Source organism: Actinomadura rupiterrae (assembly GCF_024172125.1).
In the GTDB taxonomy this organism is placed as follows: domain Bacteria; phylum Actinomycetota; class Actinomycetes; order Streptosporangiales; family Streptosporangiaceae; genus Spirillospora; species Spirillospora rupiterrae.
Genome location: NZ_JAMZEA010000003.1, coordinates 511,873 through 535,602 on the forward strand (window position 1 = coordinate 511,873; position 23,730 = coordinate 535,602).

The 23,730-nt window shown below is 74.1% G+C and carries 20 protein-coding genes and 1 tRNA gene; 14 read left to right on the plus strand and 7 right to left on the minus strand.

Annotation, left to right across the window (positions count from 1 at the left end):
- Nucleotides 1–69 precede the first annotated feature (69 nt).
- Nucleotides 70–1,728, minus strand: a complete 1,659-nt coding sequence (locus FHU30_RS11130; RefSeq protein ID WP_253874676.1) for a penicillin-binding transpeptidase domain-containing protein — start codon at nt 1,726–1,728, stop codon at nt 70–72.
- A 109-nt stretch (nt 1,729–1,837) separates the two neighbouring features.
- Here FHU30_RS11130 and FHU30_RS11135 point away from each other — a divergent pair, with 109 nt between their 5' ends.
- From FHU30_RS11135 to FHU30_RS11160, 6 genes are all read left to right on the plus strand, one after another.
- A complete protein-coding gene (locus FHU30_RS11135) occupies nt 1,838–2,791 on the plus strand; it encodes a LysR substrate-binding domain-containing protein (protein WP_253874677.1) in 954 nt (317 codons plus the stop codon).
- A gap of 59 nt (nt 2,792–2,850) precedes the next feature.
- Nucleotides 2,851–3,714, plus strand: a complete 864-nt coding sequence (locus tag FHU30_RS11140; protein WP_308211265.1) for a serine hydrolase — start codon at nt 2,851–2,853, stop codon at nt 3,712–3,714.
- Nucleotides 3,715–4,401: 687 nt separating this feature from the next.
- Entirely contained in the window at nt 4,402–7,062 is a 2,661-nt protein-coding gene (locus FHU30_RS11145) for an AAA family ATPase (protein ID WP_253874678.1), read from the plus strand.
- A 456-nt stretch (nt 7,063–7,518) separates the two neighbouring features.
- Nucleotides 7,519–8,415, plus strand: coding sequence for a toprim domain-containing protein (locus tag FHU30_RS11150; protein WP_253874679.1), 897 nt, complete (start codon nt 7,519–7,521; stop codon nt 8,413–8,415).
- Between the two features lie 389 nt (nt 8,416–8,804).
- Nucleotides 8,805–9,635, plus strand: a complete 831-nt coding sequence (locus tag FHU30_RS11155) for a helix-turn-helix domain-containing protein (protein WP_253874681.1) — start codon at nt 8,805–8,807, stop codon at nt 9,633–9,635.
- 57 nt (nt 9,636–9,692) lie between these two features.
- Nucleotides 9,693–10,073: a VOC family protein gene (locus tag FHU30_RS11160; protein WP_253874682.1), complete on the plus strand. Its 381-nt coding sequence runs from the start codon at nt 9,693–9,695 to the stop codon at nt 10,071–10,073.
- A gap of 48 nt (nt 10,074–10,121) precedes the next feature.
- Here the strand turns inward: FHU30_RS11160 and FHU30_RS11165 are convergent, their stop codons facing one another.
- Nucleotides 10,122–10,658 (minus strand): RNA ligase 1 family protein, encoded by a 537-nt coding sequence (locus tag FHU30_RS11165; RefSeq protein ID WP_253874684.1) that lies wholly within the window; start codon nt 10,656–10,658, stop codon nt 10,122–10,124.
- Nucleotides 10,659–10,722: 64 nt separating this feature from the next.
- Here FHU30_RS11165 and FHU30_RS11170 point away from each other — a divergent pair, with 64 nt between their 5' ends.
- On the plus strand, nt 10,723–11,796 hold the full coding sequence (locus FHU30_RS11170; RefSeq protein ID WP_253874686.1) for a lipocalin-like domain-containing protein: 1,074 nt from the start codon (nt 10,723–10,725) through the stop codon (nt 11,794–11,796).
- Between the two features lie 141 nt (nt 11,797–11,937).
- Here the strand turns inward: FHU30_RS11170 and FHU30_RS11175 are convergent, their stop codons facing one another.
- On the minus strand, nt 11,938–13,200 hold the full coding sequence (locus tag FHU30_RS11175; RefSeq protein WP_253874688.1) for a helix-turn-helix transcriptional regulator: 1,263 nt from the start codon (nt 13,198–13,200) through the stop codon (nt 11,938–11,940).
- A 205-nt stretch (nt 13,201–13,405) separates the two neighbouring features.
- Between FHU30_RS11175 and FHU30_RS11180 the strand changes: the two genes are divergently transcribed.
- From FHU30_RS11180 to FHU30_RS11210, 7 genes are all read left to right on the plus strand, one after another.
- Nucleotides 13,406–15,493: an ATP-binding protein gene (locus FHU30_RS11180; RefSeq protein ID WP_253874690.1), complete on the plus strand. Its 2,088-nt coding sequence runs from the start codon at nt 13,406–13,408 to the stop codon at nt 15,491–15,493.
- On the plus strand, nt 15,483–16,109 hold the full coding sequence (locus FHU30_RS45970; RefSeq protein WP_301322946.1) for a roadblock/LC7 domain-containing protein: 627 nt from the start codon (nt 15,483–15,485) through the stop codon (nt 16,107–16,109). The genes FHU30_RS11180 and FHU30_RS45970 overlap by 11 nt, the downstream gene beginning before the upstream one ends.
- 1 nt (nt 16,110) lies before the next feature.
- Complete coding sequence (locus FHU30_RS11190; RefSeq protein ID WP_253874692.1) at nt 16,111–16,467, plus strand: DUF742 domain-containing protein; 357 nt, start codon at nt 16,111–16,113, stop codon at nt 16,465–16,467.
- Nucleotides 16,448–17,080 carry a GTP-binding protein gene (locus FHU30_RS11195; protein WP_253874694.1) on the plus strand — a complete coding sequence of 211 codons (633 nt, stop codon included), beginning with the start codon at nt 16,448–16,450 and terminating at the stop codon, nt 17,078–17,080. Before FHU30_RS11190 ends, FHU30_RS11195 begins: the two co-directional genes overlap by 20 nt.
- Nucleotides 17,067–18,410 carry a cytochrome P450 family protein gene (locus tag FHU30_RS11200; RefSeq protein ID WP_253874696.1) on the plus strand — a complete coding sequence of 448 codons (1,344 nt, stop codon included), beginning with the start codon at nt 17,067–17,069 and terminating at the stop codon, nt 18,408–18,410. The genes FHU30_RS11195 and FHU30_RS11200 overlap by 14 nt, the downstream gene beginning before the upstream one ends.
- Nucleotides 18,407–19,642: a cytochrome P450 family protein gene (locus tag FHU30_RS11205; RefSeq protein ID WP_253874698.1), complete on the plus strand. Its 1,236-nt coding sequence runs from the start codon at nt 18,407–18,409 to the stop codon at nt 19,640–19,642. The genes FHU30_RS11200 and FHU30_RS11205 overlap by 4 nt, the downstream gene beginning before the upstream one ends.
- 189 nt (nt 19,643–19,831) lie before the next feature.
- The gene (locus tag FHU30_RS11210) at nt 19,832–20,749 is read left to right on the plus strand and encodes a MerR family transcriptional regulator (RefSeq protein WP_253874700.1); all 918 of its coding nucleotides are present in this window, start codon (nt 19,832–19,834) and stop codon (nt 20,747–20,749) included.
- A 22-nt stretch (nt 20,750–20,771) separates the two neighbouring features.
- On the opposite strand, the gene FHU30_RS11215 is transcribed toward FHU30_RS11210, so the two are convergent.
- The 4 genes from FHU30_RS11215 to FHU30_RS11230 all read right to left on the minus strand — a co-directional run bounded on the left by FHU30_RS11215 (nt 20,772) and on the right by FHU30_RS11230 (nt 23,323).
- Nucleotides 20,772–21,455 carry an SMI1/KNR4 family protein gene (locus FHU30_RS11215; RefSeq protein ID WP_253874702.1) on the minus strand — a complete coding sequence of 228 codons (684 nt, stop codon included), beginning with the start codon at nt 21,453–21,455 and terminating at the stop codon, nt 20,772–20,774.
- 201 nt (nt 21,456–21,656) lie between these two features.
- Nucleotides 21,657–21,730, minus strand: a tRNA-Ala gene (locus FHU30_RS11220).
- Between the two features lie 59 nt (nt 21,731–21,789).
- Nucleotides 21,790–22,455, minus strand: a complete 666-nt coding sequence (sepX, locus tag FHU30_RS11225; RefSeq protein ID WP_253874704.1) for a divisome protein SepX/GlpR — start codon at nt 22,453–22,455, stop codon at nt 21,790–21,792.
- A 244-nt stretch (nt 22,456–22,699) separates the two neighbouring features.
- Complete coding sequence (locus FHU30_RS11230; protein WP_253875317.1) at nt 22,700–23,323, minus strand: GNAT family N-acetyltransferase; 624 nt, start codon at nt 23,321–23,323, stop codon at nt 22,700–22,702.
- Nucleotides 23,324–23,730: the final 407 nt, after the last annotated feature.

Consider the following 23,730-nt stretch of genomic DNA (forward strand, 5'->3'; position numbering starts at 1 on the left):
CCGTTCAACGCCGGTAAGCGCAGGTAGCCGACGGTTTCAGGAAGCAGGGTTTCCAGAGAGCACGGGTGTTCAGGGGGCGACGGTCTTCAGGAAGGACGCGGCGATCGGGGCGGCCGCCTCGGCGCCGGTGCCGCCGCCTTCGACGATCACCGCGAACGCCAGGTCGCCCTTGTAGCCGATGAACCAGGCGTGCGTGGGCGGGTTGTCTCCGGTCCCGAACTCGGCCGTGCCGGTCTTTCCGGCCGTCCCGGACGGGAAGTCGACGCCGTGCGCGGTGCCTTCCGTGACGACGGCGGGCATCAGCGTGTGCAGGGCCTTCTTGACCGCCGGGTCGAGCTGGTGCGGCGGCTCGGGCTTGCGCCCGGCGGCGTCCACGGCCTGCGGCGCGAGGTCGGCCGGGACGATCCGGGGCGTCCGCCAGGTGCCGTCCGCCGCCGCGCCCGCGACGCTCGCCATGTTCAGCGGGCTGGTCAGCACCTCGCCCTGGCCGAACGACTCGGCGGCGAACGCCGTGTCGTCCTTGGCGGCCGGGAACGCCGCCCGGACGGCGGGGAGCCCGCCCACGACCGGCGCGTTGAACCCGAACTGCTGCGCCACCGAGGTCAGCTTGGCCTGGCCGAGCTTCTGCACCGCGAGCTGCGCGAACGTGGTGTTGCAGGAGTGCGCGAAGGCGTCCCGCAGCGGGATCGTGCCGAAGCTCTCGTTCTTGTAGTTCTTGAACGTCCGGCCGCCGACGTTGATCGTGGCGGGGCAGGGCACCGGCGTGCTCGCGTCCATCCCGCCGGCGACGAGCGCCGCGGCCGTGACGATCTTGAACGTGGAGCCCGGCGGGTAGTGGCCGAGCAGCGCCCGGTTCAGCCCGCCCGGCTTGTTCGCGATCGCGAGGATCTCGCCCGTGGACGGCCGCAGCGCGACCAGCGACGCGGGCTTGTCCACACTGGACAGTGCCTGACCTGCTGCTTTCTGCGTCTTCGGCTCGATCGTGGTCTGGATCGGCTGCCCGTCCGTCCCGCCGAACCGCTTGATCGTCGAGATGGCCTTCCCACTCGCGTCGACGATCTGGACGGTCAGCGCGGGCGTTCCGGCGAGCCGCTTCTCGTACTGCTTGTTCAGGCCGTCCAGCCCGATCGGGTCACCCTTGCGGTAGGGCGCGCCGAGCTTCCTCGCCGCGTCGTCCGGCGCCGGGCCGACCGGCCCCACGAGCTGCTGGACGGACCCGGACGGCGAGCCCTCCATGGACGTCCCGTCCGCGTACCCGATCTGCGCGCGGCCCGGCCAGGCGCGCGCCGCCGCGAGCCGCTGGCCCTCCTTGAGCGACGGGTAGAGGATCCGCGGCGACCACGCGATCTTCCACGTGCCACCGGACTTGGTGAACTCCAGCGTCCCGTCGTAGCTCCAGGCGCGTCCCCCGGCGAGCGTGAGCTGCGCGGAGTAGGCGCCGCCGGCCTCGCCTCCCTTCGGCTTGCCGACCGACGCGACGGTGTACCTCTGCGCGGTCGCGCCGAGATCGTCGCGCTGCTTGGCGAGCCGGGTCGTGAGGTCGGCGGGCGGGTTCGCGGTGAGGTCGCGCATCGCGGCGAAGTCCCCCCGGCTCCACGCCGCGACGAACTTCTGCGCGGTGCCCTTCGGACCGTCGTCCCCGCCGAGGAGCCAGAAGGCCCCAGCCCCCACGAGCACGACGGCCGCCACGGCGACGGCGGCGGCCGCCGCCCACCGGGATCGGGTCATGACTTCCCCCTCTTGGTGCGGTGAGCCCATAGAACACCAGGTCAGCGCCGCCATGTCCAAGAGTCATATCGATCCGGCAGCATGATCGGAATTGGTATCGTTCCTGGTCATGGACATCGTCGGGCATCTCGCCCACTTCGTCGCGGTGGCCGAGGAACTGCACTTCGGCCGCGCGGCGGAGCGGCTCGGGATGGCGCAGCCCCCGCTGAGCCAGCGCATCCGGCGGCTGGAGGACGAGCTCGGGGTCCGGCTCTTCGACCGGACGAGCCGCCGGGTCGAGCTGACCGCCGCCGGACGGCTCCTGCTGCCCGAGGCCCGCGACGTCCTCGGCCGCGTGGACCGCATCCGCGAGCTGTCCGAACGCGCGCGCAGCGGCGAGGTCGGCCTCGTCCGGGCCGGGCTGCCCGCCGACCTCGGCGGTGACGTCGTCGCCGCGCTGGTCTCGGCGTTCCGCGACCGGCGCCCCGACCTGCGGCTCGCGCTGCGCGAGACGGGCACGGCCGAGCAGGTCGAGGCGCTCGCGGACGGGTCGCTCGACGTCGCCGTCCTGCGCCATCCCTGCGACACGCGCGGCCTCGCGCTCGGGCCGGTGCTCGCCCAGCCGCTCGGCGTCCTGCTCGCCGCGGACGACCCGCTCGGCGCGTCCGGCGAGGTCCGGGTGGACGCCCTGGCGGGCCGCGACCTGGTGCTCTTCCCGCGCGAGGAGGCGCCGGGCGCGCACGACGACCTGCTCGCCGCGTGCCGCCGCAACGGCTTCGAGCCGCACGCGGTGCACGAGGCGCGGCACCCGCAGTTCGCGCTGGGGCTCGTCCTGCTGGGGACGGCGGTCGCGCTCGTCCCCCGGCTGACCGACTGGGGCGGCGCCGTGTGGCGCCCGCTGGCCGGCTCACCGCTGGCGCTGCGCACCTCCTGCGCCTGGCGGCGCGACGCCGGGGACGGCCCGGTGGCAGACTTCGCCGCCGTGACCACCGACGTCCTGCGCGAGGTCGCCGCCATGCGGCCGCTCGACGCCGTCCCGCCGCGCCGCGTCGTGCTGCGCCCGTCCTCCGGCTTCCTCTCATGACCCCCCGCAACCCCGAGCTCGACCGCGCTGCGGCTTCTTCGCCTGCTCAAGTGGTGGGGGTGATCGAGAGGGCGTTCCGGGAGGCGGGGGTTTGGGGGCGGCTGCATGCGGTGGACGTCGACACCGGGCGCGAGATCGGCGTCGGCGCGGACGATCCGGTGGTGCTCGCCTCGGTCTACAAGGTGCCGCTGCTGGTGGCGTTCTGCCGGCTGGCCGCGGACGGCGCGCTCGACCCGGCCGAGCGCGTCACGCTGCGTCCGGACGAGCGGACCGAGGGCGGCACCGGCCTGTCCGTCCTGCTGGACGAGGTGACCATGTCGCTGCGCGACCTCGCCTGCCTGATGATCACGGTCAGCGACAACGCGGCGGCCGACACCGTGTACGGGCGCGTCGGGCGGGACGGCATCGCCGCCGCCCTCGACGCCCTCGGGCTGCGCCGGATCCACGTGGTCGGCGACGGCCGGGACCTGTTCGACGCGCTGCTCGCCGACTCGGGCATGGCCGACCTCGGCGAGCTGTGGCAGCGGCTCGACGAGCCCGGCGTGCTCGACCGGCTCGGCCCGCTCGACCCGTCCCGGACCAGCGACGGCACGCCGCGCGAGCTGACCCGGCTGCTCTCGATGATCTGGCGGGACGAGGCCGCCCCCGCCGCCGAGTGCGCGCTGATGCGCCGGATGCTCGGCCTCCAGGTGTGGCCGCACCGGCTGTCGTCGGGGTTCCCGCGCGACGACGTCCGGGTCAGCGGCAAGACCGGGACGCTGCTGACCGTCCGCAACGAGATCGGCGTCGTGGAGTACCCGGACGGCGGCCGCTACGCCGTGGCCGTCTTCACCCGGGCGTTCGAGGCGGTGGCCGTCCAGCCCCGCGCGGACGCCGTGATCGGAACCGCGGCCCGGCTGGCCGTCGAGGCCCTGCGCGCGTGACCACGCCTGCCGGAGAGTGAGGGGGTTCGGCGGGATCCCGGACGGTGTTGGCCGTCCGGGATCCGCGCTGAGGGAGTGCCTGGCCTTTACGCAGCGGTCGTAATCAGGCCAAGCCAACGCTCGGCACGCCTGCCAACCCCCTGGAGGCGCGCCGACGCTGACGACCCTGGCACAAGTCGATCAACGCTGGATTGCCGCGCAGGTCAGGAGCTCTTCTCGGGACGCCGGCGCTTGAGCCACGGGGTCTCGGGCCGACCTTCGGCGGCGGCCGTTCGGCGGCCCTTCGACGGCCGTTCGGCGGCCAGGAAGGCCATCAGGCCGTCTCGTTCGTTCTCTACGGGTTCGTCTCAGCGCAGGCCGTCCGAGCGGACGGTCCCATCCTCCCACCCGGGACCGGCATTCCCCCGGCGGCCCGGCGGATACCCGCGCCCAGGGACCGGACCAGGGGCCCGGCAGGGCGGCCGGTAACCGCCAACCGCGCGAAACGCTCTCGACGGGGACGGGCGGCAGGGCGGAAACTGGCGGGGTCCGGCGGCGGGCGGGAGATCGCCGGACGCGGCCGGAACGCGCGGCCGGTCCGCGGGGCGCCGTTCCGGAAGGCGGGGCGGAGTTCCCGAGACCGGTCGGGCGACACGTCCGGAAACGTAGGCTGTTATCCCTGTTTTGGACGTCCCTGGGGAGAATGCGTTGCGGCTGCCGGAGCACCTGGAACTGCTGCTCACCGACGAGCCGGTCCTGGACGTGTACGCGCACGGCCCGTGGCGCGTCCCGGACGGCCTGTTCGAGGAGGTCGCGGCCCGGATCGACGCGCTGGCGGCGGACCCGCGCGCGGCCGGCCTGACCACCGACGAGCACAAGCTGCTCACGCTGCCGGCGTCCCTGGTGACGGCGGAGATCTTCGCGATCCTGGCGTTCCTGCCGGGCGGCGGCGCGATCAAGGCCGGGTCCTGGTCGCAGCTGCCCGAGCGCCTGCTCTACAAGCACCTGGCGAACCCGGCGCCGCTGAGCACCCGGATGACGCGCTGCGACGCGCCCGGCGGCCGGTGGCGCCCGCCGCTGGACTGGCTGGTCGAGGCCCCGGACCGCGAGCTGGCGATCGAGCTGGCCCGCGACTGCCTGGTCGCCCTGGAGGGCATCGAGCCGCTGGAGACCCGCCGCCGCGCGCTGATCGAGCTGTACGACGCGCCGCCGTCCGGCGAGGTGAACCTGCCGAAGATGGAGCTGCGCGAGCAGTGGCACGCGCACGCGCCGGAACGCGTCCTGACGGCCGTCCCGGAGCTGCTCGGCCCGGTCGGGTACCTGGAGTGGGTGTGCGAGGGGCTCCTGGCGGCCCGCGAGCACCTGATGGCGGTGGCGCCGCGCGAGGAGTCGGTCGAGACGCACCTCGTCCAGCTGCTGCTCCAGGGGAGCATGGAGCAGGTGCCGCCGGAGCTGGCGGTCGCGGTCGGCGAGGACCGGTACCGCGAGGTCCGCGCCCGGTTCCCGGTCGAGCGGCGCGGGTTCAAGGCGGCCGCGTGGCAGGAGCAGACCCGGTCGTGGCTGGTCGCGGCGCTGGTGTCGGGGGCGGCGGACGCGTGCCGCGCCTGGCTGGACATGTCGATGCGGTTCGTCGCGATCGTCCAGGGGCTGCCCGGCGACCCGTGGTTCCCGCGTCCGGAATGGATTCCGGTCGTCCAGTTCCAGACGGACCTGCGGCGCCTGTTCGCGCCGCGCCGCCGGGTCCCGAACCCGCTCGCGGACCGGCTGAAGATCGCTCCGGGCGAGCCCGCGGCCGTGCCCGCCGCGCCGTCCACCGGGCTGGTCGACCAGCCCGAGGTGTCCGCCGCGCTGGACGAGGTGCTCGCGGGCGCCGGGACGGCCGGGACGCCGCGGCCCGGTGTCCGGCTGCTGCTCACCGGCCCGGACGGCACGGGCAAGCGGGACGCCGCGCAGGAGCTCGGCCGCGCCCTCTCGCTCGGCCGCGACCCGCTCTGGCTGACCGCGAACCTGCTGGTCGGGCAGCGCCTCCCGGACGCCGTCGCCAAGCTGCACGCGGACGTGCGGGACTGCGGCGCCGACCGGCTGCTGGTGATCGAGGGCCTGGACACGATCACCGGCGACCCGAGCCTCGGCGAGGCGGTGGCCGAGGAGCTGCACCGGCTGCTGGCGATCCATCCCGAGCTGCACGTCGCCGCGCTCTGCGACGCCGAGGGCGACCGCCGGATCGGCGAGGTCAACCCCGTCCTGCCGCAGCGGTTCCGGATCGCGCGGACGCGCCCGTTCAGCCCCGAGGGGCATGCCGAGCTGTTCCGCCGGGCGCTCGCCGCGCGCGGCGCCCGGGCCACCCGGCACGCCCTCGCCGCCGCCGGGGCGCTGCTCGCCGCGACGCCGCCCGTCCAGACGCTCCGGAACGCGCGCCTGGCGCCCTACCTCGCCGATCTCGTCCTGGACGGGCTGAAGACCGCCGACGGCGAGCAGCCGGTCGTCCGGAAGGGCGACATCCCGGCGACGCTCGACACCGCGAAGGCCGCGGGAGACCCGATGGCCGAGCTGGCGGAGCTGACCGGGCTGGAGAACGTCAAGCACGAGATCGCGCTGCTCGCCGCGACCGCGCGGGTCGACCGCGTCCGCGCCCGGTCCGGGCTGCGGGTGACCGCGCCGACCCGGCACATGGTGTTCACCGGCAGCCCCGGCACCGGCAAGACCATGGTCGCGCGGCTGCTCGGCCGGATCTACCGGCGGCTCGGCGTGCTGTCGTCGGGGCACCTGGTCGAGGCGTCCCGCACGCACCTGGTCGGCGAGTACATCGGCCAGACCGCGCCGCGCACCCGCCGCCTGGTGGAGCGCGCGGTCGGCGGCGTGCTGTTCATCGACGAGGCGTACACCCTCACCCAGTCGCCGCTGAAGGGCGACTACGGGCACGAGGCGATCGCCGAGCTGGTCAAGCTGATGGAGGACCACCGCGAGGACCTGGTCGTGATCGTCGCCGGGTACCAGCGCGAGATGGCTGAGTTCCTCGCCGCCAACCCGGGCCTGGACTCGCGCTTCCCCAAGCAGATCCACTTCCCGGACTACACCGACGACGAGCTGGTCGCGGTGTTCGGCGCGCTCGCCGCGGGCGACGGGTTCCGGCTGGACGACGAGCTGCCCGGGATCCTGGCCGGGATGCTCCGGCGCGTCCCGCGCGGCGAGGGCTTCGGCAACGGGCGACTCATGCGGAACCTGCTGGACATGGCCGTCGCCAACCAGGCCCAGCGCATCGCCGCCCTGCCCGAGCGTCCGGAGCGCGAGGACCTGATCACCCTCGTCCCGGACGACATGCCCCCGATCTGGGACCACCCCGAGGAGCTGTACGGCCTCTACCTGTAGCCGGGAGGTGGTCCCGTGGCGAGGGGCCGGTCGGACGCGGCAGGCTGGTCGGACCCGGTAGGCCGGTCGGACCCGGTAGGCCGGTCGGACCCGGTAGGACGGCTTAGGGCGCTCGCGGCGCGCTACGACTGCCTACCGCCCGACCAGGGCGACGCCTTCGCGATCGCGCACGAGCTGGCCCACGCGTTACGCCCGGACGACCGTCCTGACCGCGGTCGTCCGTGCCGAGGCCAGCGGAGGGTCGAGGCGGATTTGGTCGCGCACTGGGTCCTGACCGAACTGGGCCTCTCCCCACGTCCGCCCTACGCCGGATCCGCCCCTTGGGGTCCACCCGATATAGGCGACCGGGTCGTCGAGCTGGCAGAGGCGATCCTTCGGGAATCGCGCTCTCCGCATGCGGGGTCGGTTCTGGGGGATGCGCTGGCCTTCTTTTGCTCATGCGCGCGCGAAGGATGGGTGCCGTCGTACCTGGTTTCGCGCGGGTTCAGCGAGGACGTGCAGGGGCGATGGGAGATCGGGTGGGCGCCCCCTGGCCCGGCCTCGTTGACAGCACGGCTGCGGAGCCTCGGGTATCCGGACGCGTCGATCGTCGCGGCGGGCCTGGCCCGTCCCGGACGCGCCGGACGCCTCCGGGACGTGTTCCGCGACCGCGCGATGTTCGCCCTCCGCACAGCGGACGGGACGATCGCGGGATTCATCGGACGCCGCGCCGACGACGGCCCCGGCCCGAAATACCTGAACAGCCCCGCCTCGGCGCTTTTCCACAAGAGCGAACTACTTTTCGGCCTGCACGAATCGCGTGAGGCGCTCGGTCGCGGCGCGCGTCCCGTCCTCGTCGAAGGACCGCTGGACTCCGTCGCCGTCGTCCTCGCCGGGCACCCGGCCGTCGCGACCTGCGGCATCGCGTTCACCCCCGGCCAGCTCTCCGCTCTCGCGTCCGTCGCCGACCTCGACCGGACGGGCCTGCTCGTCGCGTTCGACGGCGATTCCCCGGGACTGCGCGCGGCCCGGCGCGTCTGGCGAGTGGCCCGCGGCCTGGACGGCCCGCTCGACCACGCGTCCCTCCCGCCCGGCACGGACCCCGCCGACATGCTGGCCACCGCCGGGCCGTCCGCGCTCCGGGAGGCCCTCCGCACGTCCCGTCCGCTGCTCGACCTGATCGTGGACGACGCCCTGGACCGTCCGCTGGAGACCGTGGAAGCCCGGCTGGCCGCCGCCCGCGCCGCCGCCTCGGCGATCGCCGCGAGCCGTCCCGCCGATGCGGCGCGGCAGGTCGTCCGGGTGGCCGGACGGCTCGACATCCCGGCCTCCCTGATGACCGGAATCCTCGCGGACGCCGCCAGCCCGCCATGACCGAACGGATGGGCCAGCTCGCCGTGAGAGAACGGATGGGCCAGCCCGCTGTGACCGAACGGGTGGGGCGCGTGGGTCGTGAGATGTTCAGGCGCCGTCCATCCTGCGTGACCGACCACTCACCGCACGTGACCGACCGCTCGGCGACGCGGCCGCGAAGGGGGTGAACCCGCGCGCCGTCTCCCACTAACTTCGTGCGAACCCAAGTGGAGACGTTCGCCGAAGGCCCCGAGGGGGGCGGAGCGGAAGCGCGGGAGGGCGCGTCCGCTCCGGGCCTGAAGCGCCGGGTCCGCCTGCGGTGGTGGGGGGACGGGGTCACGGCGGTGCACCGCCCGCCGTGACTCCCCACACCCCCGTTTCTGTCGGTGACGTCGCCTAACCTGGACGGGATGGAACCGGAGTACGTCCGGTACCGTCCGGCGGCCGCGCTGAGGCCGTGGGTCTCGGGCGGTTCGGGCTATCGCATGGACGGCCCGCCGGGACGGCACCAGGGGCTGCCGTCCGGCCGGCTCACCCTGATCTTCTGCCTGTCCGGCAGCGTCGACGTCGTGGAAATGCCCGATCCCGCCCGCGCGCCCGGCTCGTTCCCCACGCTGCTCGGCGGGCTGCACGACGCACCCGCCGTGATCGAGCACGACGGGCGGCAGCACGGAGTCCAGCTTCAGGTGACGTGGCGCGGGGCGCGCGCGCTGTTCGGCGGCCCGGCCGGTGAGCTCGCGGGCGACGTCGTCGACCTGACCGCCCTCGTCGGGGCGCGCGCCACGGAGATCGCCGAACGCCTCGCCTCCGCCCCGACCTGGGACGACCGCTTCGCCGTCCTCGACGCGTCCCTCCTCGCCCTCGCAGACCGCGACCGGGCGCCGGGCCCGCCCGACCAGGTGGCCCGGGCATGGGAACGGCTCGAAAGCAGCTCGGGCGCCGTGCCCGTAGGCGCGCTCGCCGCCGAGCTGGGCTGGTCCCGCCGCCACCTCACCGGACGGTTCCAGCGCGAGTTCGGCCTGTCCCCGAAGGCGGCCGCGCGGGTGATCCGGTTCGAGGCCGCCTGCCGCCTGCTGCGCACCCCGGCCCCGCCGCCGCTCGCCGACGTCGCCGCCCGCGCCGGCTACTTCGACCAGGCGCACATGGCCCGCGACTTCCGCGACCTCGGCGGCACGACCGCGACCGCCTGGCTCGCCGAACTCCGCGCCACGATCCTGCCCGGCGCCGCGGCACCGGCCTGACACGCCGGTTCCCATCCGTCCAAGACCTGGCGGACGCGCCGGGCGCATGCTGGATCCATGAGCGAAACGAAAGTCTGGCCCTGCTTCAGCTACCCCGACGCCCGCGCCGCCATCGACTTCCTCGTCGAAGCGTTCGGGCTCGTCGAGCGCGCGGCCTACACCGACGACCGGAAGATCGTCCACGCCCAGCTGGACTGGCCCGCGGGCGGCGGCGTCATGATCGGCACCAGCGACCCGGCCAACGAGTGCTCGCAGCCCGTCGGCGGCGGCTCGGTCTACTTCGTCACCGGCGAACCCGACGCCCTGTACGAGCGGGCCACGGCCGCCGGAGCCAAGATCGTCCGCGGCCTGCGGGACGAGGACTACGGCAGCCGCGGCTTCGTCGCCCGCGACCTCGCGGGCAACCTCTGGAGCTTCGGCACCTACGGCGGCGAATGACGCCCGCCCGAGCCGCCCGGGCCGGGGGCGACCCGGCCCGGGCCGCGCTCATTGCGGCATGTCGCGGCGCTTGAGCTTCGCCATCCGCCCGTCCGGCGCGTGCCAGACGATGCCCTCGTAGGGGTGCGACAGCAGCCACTCGCGCAGGCCGTCGAAGTCCAGCGGGACGCCGACCAGGCGCTCGGACCCGTGCAGGACGAGCCGGTGCTCGTCCACGCCCTCCGGGTTGCCGTTGACCTTCGGGCCGATCAGCTCGTACGTCCCGTCCTCCCAGGCGCCGTCGCCGACGGCCGCGCGCAGGTACTTCCAGAAGGCGGACCCTTCGGCGGGCTCCCAGCCGACGGTCCTGCCGGTGGCCGTGTCCGTGCCGAGCGGGACGAAGCCGTCCGGGGCCGTCCGGCCCGCGCGGACCTCGCGCCGCGCCCACCAGCGCGTCCCGTCGAAGCGGACGCAGGTGCCGTCGAACTTGCGGGTCGGGACGCCCTCGCCGGCCTGCACCCACCCGCAGTCGGGGTGGGGAATGCGGGTCACGAACTTCGGATCCGCGTCCCAGTCGCGGACGAAAACGGTCGGAATCTTGCGCATGACCCCGATTGTGCGATGGATCTGGGCCTTCCTCGACCGGTTTTCGCACGGCTAGGGTTCGCCCATGATCCAAGATCACCAAGGCCGGGCGCGGCGGCTGACCGCGCTGTGGACGGCGTCCGCGGCCGCGCTGTCCCTGCTCCTGGCCTCCCCCGCCTCAGCCTCCGCCGACACGGTGGGGATCACGATCCCCAAGGACGAGTCCCCGCACAACGCCACCCGCGAGTGGTACTACTACACCGGCCACCTCACCGGTGTGGACAGCAAGGGCAAGCGCCACAACTACGGCTTCGAGCAGGTCTTCTTCCGCAACCAGATCCAGTACCCGAGCCTGTCCGGGTACGCGGGGAACATGGCGGTCACCGACCTCACCGCCGACAAGTTCAAGTGGGAGTCGCGCCAGGCCGGCCAGCCCGACAACATCCCGGCGGACGGCGGCTACGACATCGCCGTCCAGGACTGGAACATGTCCGGCAAGAGCGGCAGCTACAAGCTCGGTGGCGGCTTCCAGGACGGGTCGTACAAGCTCGACCTGTCGCTCAACCAGAGCACCCCGCCCGCCCTGCACGGCAACTACCTGGGCACGCGCGGCCTGATCGACTACGCGCAGTGGGGCCAGTCCTACTACTACTCGTACACCAACCTGAAGACCTCGGGCACGGTGTACGACCACGGCGAGGCCGTCAAGGTCACCGGGCAGTCCTGGTTCGACCACCAGTACGGCGACTTCAAGTCCGCCTACGGGCGCTGGGACTGGTTCAGCATCCAGCTGACCAACGGCAGCCAGTACATGGTCTACCTGATCAGCGACAAGACCGGCCTGGTGCGGCGCGCCGGGACGCTCGTCCGGCCGGACGGCACGACCGCCGACCTCGACCCGTCCAAGCTGTCCATGACGCCGACCGGCAGCTGGACCAGCCCGGTCACCAAGCTCACCTACAGCAGCGGCTGGAAGGTCAGCGTCCCCGGCGGCCAGTTCACCGTCACCCCGCAGCGCCGCGACCAGGAGGTCGCCTGGGACAGCGCGCCCGGCGGCGGCTACTGGGAGGGCGCCTCGACGGTGACCGGCACCGTCAACGGCTGCCGCGTCGCGGGCCAGAGCTACGTGGAGATCACCACCCCCGACACCGTCTTCTGACCCCTGCCCGGGGCGGCGGCAGCACCCGCCGCCGCCCCGGCCGCGGATCAGCCGTCCGCCACGGGCAGGGGTCAGCCGCCTGCCCGGGCGCGGGTCAGCCGTCCGCCACGGGCGCGGGTCAGCCGCCCACCCGGGCGCGGGTCAGCCGTCTACTACGGGACGGGCGAGCGGGGTGCGGCACCATTCGCGCAGCAGGGCGCTGTAGCGGGCGGCGTGGGTCTCCTCCGCCCAGGGCGCGGCGGCGGCCTCCAGGTCGCGGGCGCGCTGCCAGACCGAGCGGATCGGCACCGGACGGGTGAGTTCGAGCGCTCGGCAGCCGAGGCCCATCGCCTGCCGGACGTCGTCCGCCAGCAGCGCCTTCGCGACGTCGAGGCCGACGAGCGCCTCCGTCCAGCGGGAACCGGAGCTGCGGACCATCGCGTCGATCGTGGACGCGTATTCGAGCGCCCGGTCCGCGTCGCCGATGGACACGTGCACGCTGACCGCGCTGGCCAGCGTCCGGGCCGTGCTGTACGGGCCGAACGAGACGCAGGGCGGGAACCCGGTGGGCAGGCCGTCGCGGCGGCGCTCCGACAGCTCGATCGCCTCGTCCAGCATGCGTTCGGCGCGGGCGTGCGCGTACGAGCCGCCGAGCCGGGCCAGGGCGCGGGCCCGTCCGGTCGCGAGCAGCCTGATCGCCTGCGGACCGGACGGGTCGAGCCCCACGGCCGCCTCGGCGACGGCGTCGGCGTCCTCGAAACGTCCCTGGTCGTAGAGCGCGAGCGAGCGCGTCCCGCCCGCCCACATGCGCATCTCGACGTCCTCGGCGTGCCCGGCGAGCAACTCGGCCTCGGCGAGGTACGCCTCCGCGACGACCGGACGTCCCAGGTGGACGGCCATGTACCCGAGCAGTCCGGCGGCCCGCGCGGCGGTGGCGAACAGCTCGCGGCGCTGCCTTGGCGGCTGCTGGCCGCGCAGCAGCGCGTGCAGGGACCGGCGCAGCTCGCGGGCCTCGGGGGCGAGCGTCCAGGGTCCGAGCTCCTCATAACGGTCCACGATGCGGCCGAGGGACATCCGCGCGATGCGCAGCACCTCCGGATCGGCGTTGGACGCGCCGAGCGACCGCGCGTCCGCGAAGATCATGATCGGGTCGCCGAGGTCGGGCAGCGGCCTTTCGGCCTCGGGGACGGCGCGTCCGGACGCCTCGTCCGGCTCGTCCGGGCTCGCGAACCAGGACCGCACCCGCGCCGCCGGGACGTCCAGCACCCGCGCGATCTCGGCGATGTGCTGCGTCCGGGGCGCGCGCTCGCCCCGCTCCCACCGGGCCCAGGTCGAGGTGGCCACGTACAGCCGCTCGGCCGCGTCCGCCTGCGTGAGCCCCTGGAGCTCCCGTGCCCGCACGAGTTCCCGCCGCTGGTCGCTCATAGGAACCGCATTCTCACGCACCCGCGCGGCAGGATGCCCGCAAAGTGCCTACTTTGTTGGTAAATGATCAACGAGTGCGCAGTGCCGGGCAGCGGATGCTCTCGCGCCCGGGACGCACGGCCGCCACGATGGGACGCCGAGGGGCCGCCCGCCGCGCCGCCGGGCCCGCCCGCCAGCCCCCGCCCGCGCTACCCCGAAAGGGATCATGAGTCCTTCCGCGCCCGCGCCGGACCCGTCCCTCTCCCCCAGGCCGCTCTGGTACGCGCTCTGGACCTCCGCCGGCGCCACCCTCGCGCTCACCGCCGCCGGCCCGTGGCTCTTCGCCGCCGGCGCGCCCGCCCGCTGGCCCGGCTTCGCCCTCGCCGTCGCCGCCGCGCTCGGCACGGTCGTCCTCGCCGTCCTGACCATGCTGCGGGCGAGCGCCTGGCAGACGCGGCTCGCGCGCCGCGCCACCTCCCTCGCCGCCGAGCGGACCACGCTGATCTCCGAACGCGACGCGCTCACCGCCGACCGCGTCCGCCTGCACGAGCAGTGGCGGCAGTACGCGGCGACGCTCACCGACGCCAACGGCCTGCTCCGCAAGGGCGTGGAGCACCTGCTCACCGACGCCCTCCCCGCCGCGCTCGCCGACCGCGACGCCCCGCTCCCGCCGCCCGAGCAGGACGAGGCCCTCGGCGCCGACCTCACCGACCTGCGCGCCCGCACCCTCCAGGACCTCCGCACCACCGCCCGCGCCGCCGAACTCTCCCGGATCACCGCCGAGAGCGACGCCCGAGCCGCTCGCCGCGCCGCCGAGGAAGCGGCCGACGCCGCGCAGGCCAAGGCCGACGAGACCATCCAGGCCGCCAACCTCCAGGCGGACGAACGCGTCCGCGCCGCCCAGGAGGCCGCGCAAGCCGAAACCGACGAACGCGTCCGCACGTCACAAGCCGAGGCGGACGAGCGCGTGCGCGCATCACAAGCCGAGGCGGACGAGCGGGTGCGGGCCGTGCAAGAGGCGGCGGACAAGCGACTGGCGGAGGCACGCGAGGCTGCGGACGAGCGGTTGGCGGAGGCGCGCGAGGCGGCGCGGGCCGCTGAGAGTGCGCTCGCCGGCGTCACCGAGGACGCGGACGGACGCCTCGACTCGCAGCGCATGGTCCTGGTCGCGCTCGGACGCCGCCAGCAGACGCTCATGCACCGCGTCCAGGCCGCCGCCGAACGGCTCGCGGAGTCGCGCCGCGACGATCCCGAGGTCTACGCCGCCGGGCAGACCGTCGACCATCTCGCCGCCCAGGCCGCCCGCCTCGCGCAGAGCCTCGTCGTCGCGTGCGGCACCTGGGAGGGCCAGCACTGGCCCGACCCGATGCGGCTCGCCGAAACCGTGCAGGCCGCGACCGCGCGGATCGAGGACTTCCGGCGCGTCCGGATCGAGGGCGACCCGCTCGTCGCCGTCCGCCCCGCCGTGCTGGAGCCGGTGATCCACCTGCTGGCCGAGCTGCTCGACAACGCGACCACCCTCTCCCCGAGCGCCACCGACGTGATCGTCGGCCTGTCGGCGGGCGCGTCCGGCGCGGTCGTCCGCATCGACGACCAGGGCACCGGCCTGGAGGAGCCGCGGCTGTCCGAGGCGCAGGCCCTGGTGTCCGGCGAGCGGCCCGTCGACCTCACCGAACTCGGCGAGGTGCCGCGCCTCGGCTTGGTCGTCGTCGGACGCTACGCCCGGCGCCACAACCTCCACCTGGCCCTGGAACCCTCGCCGTACGGCGGGTTGCGCGTCGTCGTCCGCATCCCGGACGGCCTCACCACGACCGTCCGCCCACCCGCCTTCGAGCCCGTCGCACCGGAACCCCCGCGCGAAGAACCCCGCCCCGCACCCGAGCCCGCCCCAACGGTCGTCGAAGCCGCCGCCGCTCCCGTACCGGACGCCGAGGAAGCGTCCGACGGCCTCCCCAAGCGCACATCCCGCCGCCGCAGCGAAGCCCGCCCGTCCGGCCCCCTCTCCGAACTCGCACCCCCACCCTCCAGCCCAGACGAAGCCGGCGCCTTCATAGCCTCCCTCTTCACCACCCCCACCCCTGGCACGGATCCCGCGCCCAACGCTGAGGCCAGCGCCAGCGACAAGCGCGCCCCTGACCTTGAGGCCACGCCCGGCACGGAGCCCGCTACCGGCGCTGAAGCCACGCCCGGCGGCGAGGCCGCGTCCGGTGTTGAAGCCGGGGCCGGCGCTGGGGGCGCGTCCGGGGGTGGGGGCTTGGGGACGTCCGCAGCTGTAAACGACATGCCGTCGCAGGGAGACGATCTTGACCGCTGACCAGGACTGGATGATCGACTCGCTGGCCCGGGTCGCCGGCGTCCGCCATGTCGTGCTGTGCTCCCGGGACGGCCTGGTCATCGCGCGCTCGGCGTCCCTGGCCCGGGACGAGTCGGAGCGCCTGGCGGCGACCTGCACCAGCCTGCTGTCGGTGTCCCGGTCGGTCGCCGGGACGTACGGCACCGGCGCGCGGGCGCTCTACCAGGTGATGGCGCAGTACGAGGGCGGCGTGCTGTTCCTGCGCGGCGCGGCCGAGGGGACGTGCCTCGGCGTCCTCACCCAGGGCGTGATCGATCCCGCGCTGGTCGGGCAGGAGATGCAGCGCCTCGTCCTGCGGTACGGCGAGTCCGTGCTGCGGACACCCCGCCGCGACACCCCCGGCGTCCCGACCGGCACCGCCCCAACTGGCGCAGGCGTTCCCGGCACCGGCATGCCAGGTACGGGCATGCCGGGCTCGGGCATGCCGGGCTCGGGCCCGCCCACCGGCGCGGGCATTCCGGGTGCGGGCTCGGCGACCGGCGCGGGGATTTCCGGCACGAACATTTCGGGCGCTGGCGCGAGCGGGGTGGGGAGAGTGGCCGGGCCTTCGGCGGCGGCCGGTGGGCCGGGGGTGTGAGATGGCCGGACCGGACGAGGCCCGCGACACCCCGCTGCGCCCGTTCGTGCTCACTCGTGGCCGCACCGCGGCCGGCCGCGGGCTCACCGTCGACACGCTGCTCGCCGCCGCCCCCGCCGACGCGCCGCTCCGCGTGGACGCCCCGCCGCAGGCCCGCGACCTGCTCGCGCTGTGCCGCCGCGGCGTGCTGTCGGTCGCCGAGGCCGCCGCGCACCTGCGGCTCCCGGTGAGCGTGGTGCTCGTGCTCGCGGACGACCTGATCGCCTCGCACCACCTGACCGCCCGTGCGGGCAGCGGCTCGGACGCGCCGCCCACGGCCCTGCTGCAGGAGGTGCTGGATGGCCTCCGCCGGCTCTGACGCCGACGTCCGGTTCGTCCCGGGGACGGTCGAGCGCACCGCGAAGATCCTCGTCGTCGGGTCGTTCGGGGTGGGCAAGACGACCTTCGTCGGGGCGGTCAGCGAGATCGAGCCGCTGCGCACCGAGGAGCCGCTGACCACGGCGTCCGTCGGCGTGGACGACCTGCGCGGCCTGCCCGGCAAGACCACCACGACCGTCGCGCTCGACTTCGGCCGCGTGTCGCTGTCCGAGCGGCTCGTCCTGTACCTGTTCGGGACGCCCGGGCAGCGCCGGTTCTGGGACATGTGGGCCGGGCTCGCCGAAGGCGCCGTCGGCGTCCTGGTGCTGGTGGACGTCCGGCGGCTCGCCGACAGCTTCGAGGTCCTCGACCACCTGGAGGACGCGGGCCTCGCCGCGTTCGCGGTCGCGGTGAACCGCTTCCCCGACAGCCCCGAGCACGACCCCGCCGCGCTGCGCGAGGCCCTCGACCTGCTCCCCGAGACGCCCGTGCTGAGCTGCGACGCGCGCGACCGCGACTCGGCCGTGGCGGCGCTGGTCCGGCTGGTCGAGTACGTCCTCACCAGGAAGCCGAGCATGCCCGCGACAGGAATGAGACCCGGTGACCTCCGCTGATCTGTACGCCTTCCCGCAGGTGACGCCGCTGGCCGCGACGACCGCCGACCCGGACGCCGCGCTGGAGCGGCTCTGGCGCGAGCACGGCCCGGTCGCGCCCGTCGAGCTGATGCCGGGCGTCCGCGCGTGGCTGGTCATGGGGTACGCCGAGATCCGCCAGATCACCACCCAGGACCACCTGTTCAGCCGCAACGCCGACTCCTGGAGCCTCGTCCAGGACGGCACGGTCGGCCCGGACTCGCCGCTCGGCCCGATGATGTTCCACCGCGACAACGTGATCGGCGCGGACGGCGAGGAGCACCGGCGGCTGCGCCGTCCGATCGAGCAGGCCCTAGCCGGGCTGGACCACCGCGCGCTGCGCCGCACGGTCGAGCGGCTGTCCGCCGAGCTGATCGACCGCATCGCGCCGTCCGGACGCGCCGACCTGATCGCCGACTACGCCGCGTCCATCCCGCTCCTTGCGATCGGCGAGCTGATCGGCCTCGACCCGGGCCGCGCCCGCGAGCTCCTGGAGGCCATGAACCTGCTGTTCTCCAGCGGCCCGCGCGCGCAGGAGGGCAACGCGAAGTTCGAGGCCCTCCTGAACGAACTGGTCACCTCCCGCACGAACCTCCCCGACACCGGTCCCGGCGCCTCCGGGACGAGCGGCTCCGAGCCCAGGCCCGACGCCTCCGGGACGAGCGGCTCCGAGACCGGGGCCGGCGGGGCCGCGGACGACCTCACCGGTTTCCTGGTCGGGCACGAGGACCTCGGGACGACCAGCGAGATCCTGCAGACGCTGGTCGTGGTCGTGTCCGCCGCCAACCACACGTCCATCTCGTGGATCGCCGAGACGCTGCGGCTGATGCTCGTCGACCCGCGCTTCGCCGGGCGCATCAACGGCGGACGGCTGTCCATCGACGACGCGCTGGACGAGGTGCTCGCCCGCCAGCCCCCGATGATCAACTTCCCGGCGCGGTACCCGCTCGCCGACACCGTGCTCGCGGACCGCCCGGTGCGGCGCGGCGACGCGCTGATCCTCGGCCTGGCCGCCAGCGCCCGCGACACCCGGGTGCACGCGTCCGACTGGTGGACGCGCGGCAGCCGCGCCCACCTCGCCTGGTCGGTCGGCCCGCACGCCTGCCCCGGCCGCGACCCCGCGCGGACCATCGCCCGCACCGCCGTCGCCACCGCCCAGCACCTGCTCGGCGGGCTGCGCCTCGCCTGCGACCCGGCCGAGATCCGGTACCAGCCGAGCCCGTGGATCCGCACCCCGATCAGCCTCCCGGTGACCTTCCACCCCCACGCCCCCGCCGCCGTCTCGCGGACGACCGCCCTGGAGCAGCCATGACCGCAGTCCCGTCCCCCGCCGCCGAGATCCCCGTCATCGAGCTGGACCCGACCGCCGCCGACCACCACGGCGAGGCCGCGCGGCTGCGCGCCGCCGGGCCGGTCGTCCGCGTCGTCCTGCCGGGCGGCGTGCGCGCCTGGGCCGTCACGACGCACGAGCTGGTCGAGCGGCTCGTCCGCGACCCCGACGTCAGCAAGGACTACCGGAACTGGACGGCGGTGAGGACCGGCGAGCTGGCCGACGACAACCCGATCATCGGCATGATCAAGGTGGACAACCTGGTCACCGCGGACGGCGCCGAGCACACCCGGCTGCGGCGCCCGATCGTCGGCCAGTTCACCCGGCGCCGCGTCCAGGACATGGTCCCGGCGATCACCGGGGCCGCGACGGCCCTGGTGGACGCGCTGCCCGCGACCGAGGTCGTCGATCTGCGCGCGCACTTCGCCGCGCGGCTCCCGCTCCAGGTGATCTGCGAGCTGCTCGGGGTGCCCGCCGACCAGCACCCGCGGCTCCGCCACCTGGTCGACGCGATCTTCCGCACCGACACGACCGCCGAGGAGGTCGCCGAGGTCCAGGCCGAGATCCCGCGGCTGCTCGGCGACCTGATCGCGGCCCGCACCGCCGAGCCCGGCGGCGACCTGACCAGCGCGCTCATCGGCGTCCACGCGGGCGACCCGGCCGCGCTGTCCGCCGAGGAGCTGGCCGGGACGCTCTGGGTGCTGCTCACCGCCGGGCACGAGACGACGATCAGCCTGATCTCCAACGCCGTCCGCGCGATGCTCACCCACCCCGACCAGCTCGCCGCCGCGCTGTCCGCCAGCGACGACCCGTGGCCCGCGGTCGTGGCCGAAACCCTCCGCTGGGACGCCCCGATCGGCAACTTCCCGGCCCGCTACCCCCTGACCGACCTGACCATCGGGGACGTCACCATCCCCGCGGGCGACGCGATCATCGCGCCCTACACGGCCGTCAACCGCGACCCGGCCCACCACGGCCCGGACGCCGACCGCTTCGACCACACGCGCGCGCAGAAGGGCGATCTGGCGTTCGGCGCGGGCCGGCACAGCTGCCCCGGCTCCTTCCTGGCCGAGACCGAGGCCTGCATCGCCCTGTCCGTCCTGTTCGACCGCTACCCGAAGATGACCCTGGCCGTCCCGGCGGACAGCCTCCCGCCCGTCCCGAGCCTCTTCACGAACAGCATCGCCTCCCTCCCCGTCCGCCTGACCCCCTGAACCCCGGCCCGGCCCGCGCGGACGTTCGAACGTCCGTTGGACGGCCCGTCCGCACGCCTGCGGAGCGCGGCCGTCCGGCCCCTTGGACTCCGCCGACCGCGCTGGCCGCAGCGATCCACGGCGCTGAGCGCAGCCGTCTCGCCCTCTGGTGTTGAACCTCCCCCAAGGGGAGGTGCCAAGGTGGGGCGCATGCAGGGCGACGACCACTCGATCGGCGAACTGGCGCGGACGGCCGGGGTGACGGTGAAGGCCGTCCGGTTCTACACCGACCGCGGCATCCTGCCGTCCCGCCGGACGGCCTCGGGCCACCGCCGCTACGGACCCGACGCGGTGGCCCGGCTGGCCCTCGTCCGCACGCTGCGCGACCTAGGCCTCGACCTCGCCACCATCCGGAAGATAGTCGACCGCGAGACCTCCCCCGCCGAGGCCGCGGCCGCGCACGCGGACGCCGTGGCCGTCCAGATGCGCATGCTCCGCATCCGGCACGCCGTCCTGACCACCGCCGCCCGCCGCGACAGCACCCCGAGGGAGCTCGAACTCATGCACCGCCTCGCCCGCCTCTCCACCGCCGAGCGCGACGACCTCGTCAACGACTTCCTCGACAACGCCTTCGGCGCCCCCGACGGGCCGCTCCCCGGCGTCCTGCGCCGCTCCCTCACGCCCGAGCTCCCGGACGACCCGACCTCCGAACAGCTCGCCGCCTGGGTCGAGCTGGCCGAAATGGCCCAGGACGAACCGTTCCGCGCCCTCATGCGGTCCCTCTTCAACGACCACATGACCGGCGGCGCGCCCACCCCACCGCGCAAGCACGCCGTCGGCCTGATCCGGGAGATCGCCCCTCCCCTCCTGGGGACTCCGCCCGACTCCCCAGAAGCCTCCGCCGCGGTGACGACCGTGGTCACCGCCTACGCCGAATCCCAGAACCTCCCGGACACGCCGTCCCTGCGCGCCCGCCTCGCCGCCTACCTGACCGCCGCCAACGACCCCCGCCGCGAGCGCTACCTGACCCTCCTCGCGACCGTCAACGGCTGGCTTCCACCCGACCACCCCCGCCGCGAACTCACCTGGTTCCTAACCGCCCTGGCAGCAAACTCCCCTGACTCCTGACCGCCCCTGACGCACTCCAGCGTCACGGCGACGGGACGTGCCCGGCGAGCGTCCGGGTGGCTTCGTCCAGCCAGTCCATGTACCAGGCGAAGAACGTGACCGGCTCGCCCTGCGGTCCGACCATCGGGGCGAGGTCCTGGTCGTCCACCCGGTAGTCCGTCCACATGTGACCCGCCTCGGGCCCGCTCACGACGAGCCAGAGCCGCTGCGCGCACCCCTGATGGCAGAGGACGATCGCGCCGACCGTCCGGTCCGGGTTCCAGAGCAGGTCGGCCAGGCGAGCGTCCCACGCCTCGTATGCCTCGTCGAAGCCGTCGATGCCGTCGAAGGCCTCCTCGTCCGGACATTCGTCGTGCAACGCGTCGATGTCGGCCTGTGCCGGGCCTTCGACCGGGAAGGGTTCGGCCGTCCGCGCGAGATCGGCCAGATCCGCCCCGTCGCCCGCCCAGGCCCAGAGCCCGTCCTTCTTCTGCACTGGGAAGACGCCATAACAAGGCCCTGCGCCACCCGCCCCCACCTGGAGCAAGAAGTCGCGATAGTCCTCCGGCAGCCTGACGCCGAGCTGCGCCTCCAGGTCGGCCAGCTCCGGCTCCGTGAGCGGCTCCATCAGGACGAACCGGTGCCCGCGCGCCCCGAACACCTCGTGACCCCGAGGGTGCGCCGCCAGAGCCTCCACCCGCTCCCGCACCCCGCCCCAGTCGCTCATGCCCGGAGCCTACGAGCCGCCACCGACAATCCGGAAGCCGGCTGATTCGTGCGGGCGAATCCGGGGTCCGTTCGCCGTGTCCTACGTCACCCATTGCTGAAAGCGCCGTTGCGGCCTGACCGGCGACGCCGTCCGCGGTCGGTCCCCGGATATGACAGAGGCCCTGCTTCCCTTTCGGGAGGCAGGGCCTCTGGTCTGCGGTGGAGCTGAGGGGATTTGAACCCCTGACCCCCTCGATGCGAACGAGGTGCGCTACCGGACTGCGCTACAGCCCCGCGGACGTGCATAAGGTTAGCGCACTTTGGCAGTGGTTCGCGCGCTGGAAAACGGCGGGTCACTCGCCGACGGCGCGGCGGTCGTCGGCGGGGCTGTGGGCCTCGGGGGCCTGCGCGTCGTCGGCGTACTGGTCGAACACCTCGTCCTCGGGACGGGCGACGAACTCCAGCACCTCGGCGGACGGCTCGGGCGCGACCGGCTCCGCAGCCTGCTCGGCCACCGCCTCGGCCTGGGCGCGGGCGGCTTCGAGGCGGGCGGCCTCGGCCTCCTCGCGGGCGCGCGCCTGGTCCATCTGGACGGCGACGCGGAGCAGGGCGAGGTGCCCCGCCAGGAGCAGGACGGGCGGGGCGGAGATCCACCAGGGGGCGAGGCCGGTCGCGGACACGGTCACGGCCGTCAGGACGAGCAGGGTCAGTCCGACCGTCCGGCGGCGGCGGCGCGCGATCACCGCGGCGCGTCCTGGACGCCGGTGGACGGCCGGGGCCTCCTCCTCGGGGGCGGGTTCGGGTTCCGCCTCCTCCGGGACGTCCTCGGACTCGTCCGGAGTCTGCTCGATTTCGACCATTTCTTCGTGATCGTGGTCGAGATCCGCTTCGTCCTCGTCAGGACGCTTGTGAAGAAGGCGCGAGATGCCGGTCGTCTCCGTGTCCCGGCGCAGCCACATGGGGACGAGGACCACGGCCCACACCGCGACGATGGCGAGGTAGAGGAAGGCGCTGCTCACCGGCTCACCACCCGCCCGGCCCGTTCCCGGGCACGACCGGATCGCGAGCCGACTTTCGGCCCGCGCACGTGCATTGGGAACAGGGTCACGCCCCGCACGGTACGAGCCGGTGTCAGAGATTGACGAGTATTAGGGGCGGTGTGTCGCGAGATCGATCCCGCGGTTACTCTCTGTTTGCCAAGCCTTCTCTTCCGGAGGATTCTTACGGGACGGGGGTTCCCGAAAGTCTCCGTGCCGGTCAGGGTCACGAGGGAGATCGCGGAAAGGCCTGCCTGGTGCTCGCGAGCCACCTGGACCGCAGGCCGCCCGGGACGTCCTCGACGGTCAGCGCGTAGCAGATGTGGTCGCGCCACGCGCCGTCGATGTGAAGTTGGCGACGCCGAATTCCCTCTTCCCGGAATCCGAGCTTTTCCACGACCCTCCGGCTCGCGGTGTTCTCCGGCCGGATATTGGCCTCCACCCGGTGCAGGCCGACGGTGAAGAAACAGTGGTCGACGGCCAGCGCCACGGCCGTCGGAATGACGCCCCGGCCGGCGACCGCCTTGTCCACCCAGTAACCGATCTGCGCGGAACGGGCCGAACCCCACACGATCGCGCCAATGGTGAGCTGCCCGGCGAAGTTCCCGTCATAGGTGACCACCCACGGCAGCGCCAGCCCCTGCCGCGCCTCGCGCCGCATGGTGTGCACCATGCTCACGTACGGCCCCAGCCCCGTCCGGAACAGCGGCGTCTCCGGATTGGTCGGCTCCCACGGCCGCAGCCAGTCGGCGTTACGAACCCGCAGGTCACGCCACACCGCCGCGTCGCGATGCCGCAGCGGACGCAGCCCGACCGGGCCCTCGCTCAAGGTGACCGGCCACCCACGCATCCGTTCCACGGCTCCCATGATTCCCCGGACGGCGGCCCGGACGCCATCAATTGTCCCCGACAACTCCTCCCACCCACCGATCCACCCCCACCACCCCCTCCGAGCCCCCGCGCTCCCACGACACCGCACCCCCTCTAGAGCAGGGCGACCACCCCGCCCGCCTCCTGACACGCGCCCTACAGACCCACATCACCCCGCGCCCCAGGAACCGAAGCAACCGCCCCCGGACGTCCCGGCTCTCCTCGCCCCCAGCCGCGAACGGCCCCGAACGCACACGCCCCTGACCCGGACCGCCCTGAGCGCAGGCGACCCCAGCCACAAGCACCGAAGACACCCAGGCGTGAACAATTCGATCCCGCAGGACAGTGAATACGGCCGCCCCGGCCGGGCCCGGCAGGACCGGCCGG

Bases quoted from the DNA above. Each gene is read 5' to 3' on its own strand.
- FHU30_RS11170 (WP_253874686.1), top strand. From the start codon at position 10,723: ATGATCCAAGATCACCAAGGCCGGGCGCGGCGGCTGACCGCGCTGTGG.
- FHU30_RS11135 (WP_253874677.1), top strand. From the start codon at position 1,838: ATGGACATCGTCGGGCATCTCGCCCACTTCGTCGCGGTGGCCGAGGAA.
- FHU30_RS11160 (WP_253874682.1), top strand. From the start codon at position 9,693: ATGAGCGAAACGAAAGTCTGGCCCTGCTTCAGCTACCCCGACGCCCGC.
- FHU30_RS11165 (WP_253874684.1), bottom strand. From the start codon at position 10,658: ATGCGCAAGATTCCGACCGTTTTCGTCCGCGACTGGGACGCGGATCCG.
- FHU30_RS11195 (WP_253874694.1), top strand. From the start codon at position 16,448: ATGGCCTCCGCCGGCTCTGACGCCGACGTCCGGTTCGTCCCGGGGACG.
- FHU30_RS11180 (WP_253874690.1), top strand. From the start codon at position 13,406: ATGAGTCCTTCCGCGCCCGCGCCGGACCCGTCCCTCTCCCCCAGGCCG.
- FHU30_RS11230 (WP_253875317.1), bottom strand. From the start codon at position 23,323: ATGCGTGGGTGGCCGGTCACCTTGAGCGAGGGCCCGGTCGGGCTGCGT.
- FHU30_RS11190 (WP_253874692.1), top strand. From the start codon at position 16,111: ATGGCCGGACCGGACGAGGCCCGCGACACCCCGCTGCGCCCGTTCGTG.
- FHU30_RS11215 (WP_253874702.1), bottom strand. From the start codon at position 21,455: ATGAGCGACTGGGGCGGGGTGCGGGAGCGGGTGGAGGCTCTGGCGGCG.
- FHU30_RS11155 (WP_253874681.1), top strand. From the start codon at position 8,805: ATGGAACCGGAGTACGTCCGGTACCGTCCGGCGGCCGCGCTGAGGCCG.
- FHU30_RS11210 (WP_253874700.1), top strand. From the start codon at position 19,832: ATGCAGGGCGACGACCACTCGATCGGCGAACTGGCGCGGACGGCCGGG.
- FHU30_RS11175 (WP_253874688.1), bottom strand. From the start codon at position 13,200: ATGAGCGACCAGCGGCGGGAACTCGTGCGGGCACGGGAGCTCCAGGGG.
- FHU30_RS11130 (WP_253874676.1), bottom strand. From the start codon at position 1,728: ATGACCCGATCCCGGTGGGCGGCGGCCGCCGCCGTCGCCGTGGCGGCC.
- FHU30_RS11205 (WP_253874698.1), top strand. From the start codon at position 18,407: ATGACCGCAGTCCCGTCCCCCGCCGCCGAGATCCCCGTCATCGAGCTG.